The sequence below is a fragment of the Pseudomonas sp. AP19 genome (assembly GCF_001728855.1).
Lineage (GTDB): Bacteria > Pseudomonadota > Gammaproteobacteria > Pseudomonadales > Pseudomonadaceae > Aquipseudomonas > Aquipseudomonas fluorescens.
The window spans coordinates 1-644 of the sequence record NZ_LXJP01000153.1 but is presented as its reverse complement, the minus strand read 5'-3'; the positions used below and the strand labels follow the sequence as shown (position 1 = coordinate 644).

At 41.3% G+C, this 644-nt stretch carries 1 protein-coding gene; it reads right to left on the bottom strand.

Annotated elements, in window-relative coordinates:
* Window positions 1–11: 11 nt before the first annotated feature.
* Entirely contained in the window at window positions 12–281 is a 270-nt protein-coding gene (locus tag A7D21_RS34085; RefSeq protein WP_003253606.1) for a hypothetical protein, read from the bottom strand.
* Between the last annotated feature and the right edge of the window lie 363 nt (window positions 282–644).

Sequence of the window (644 nt, the reverse complement as noted above, 5' to 3'; positions counted from 1 at the left end):
AGTCTAGGGGGCTATAGATCGCCAGTCATCAGTAGCTCTCTCAGTATGCTGAGATTTTTCCTGATTTCAGCTTCTACCTTTCCAGAATAATCAAGTGCCTCAAGCGTATTCTTTGTTTGGTTCATTGCCTCTGCTATTATATCAATGGCAGTTTTTCTTGATGCTGCCATATTTTCTAGAGTCTGCTCCCCTGCATCTAGCATTGTTACGATATCTTGTTTGCTTAACTTATCATAATTCACGTTACGGAGTTGCTCTAGTATTAACTCTTGATCCGACATATATGATCCTCTTTATTATTATCGATTTGTTGTTTGTGATAATATTAATTATTTCATTGTTCCAGAAAAAAACAGCTGGGATAGTGTATCATAAAAAATATATTTCGAGCGAATGGGGAAAGTCGGTCGAGCCATGCGCATAACCAATCCATGGCATTGGACGCACAGTATATCGTTACCGGTGGATAAATGAATTAACCGCTCAATCCACTAGGTTGCGACGACGCAATCAGTTCGTGGACGGTGCGGTTTATCTATTACCCCTCTAGATAAATGAGCAGGGACAAACTTCGCCACCCAAGATGGCACTTTTTCTACCGGCATGGGTTTCGCAATACCATAGCCTTGCGCTACATCACAAGG

What these genes read in the sequence shown, in the direction of transcription:
- A7D21_RS34085 (WP_003253606.1), bottom strand. Translation starts at nt 281, where the DNA reads ATGTCGGATCAAGAGTTAATACTAGAGCAACTCCGTAACGTGAATTAT.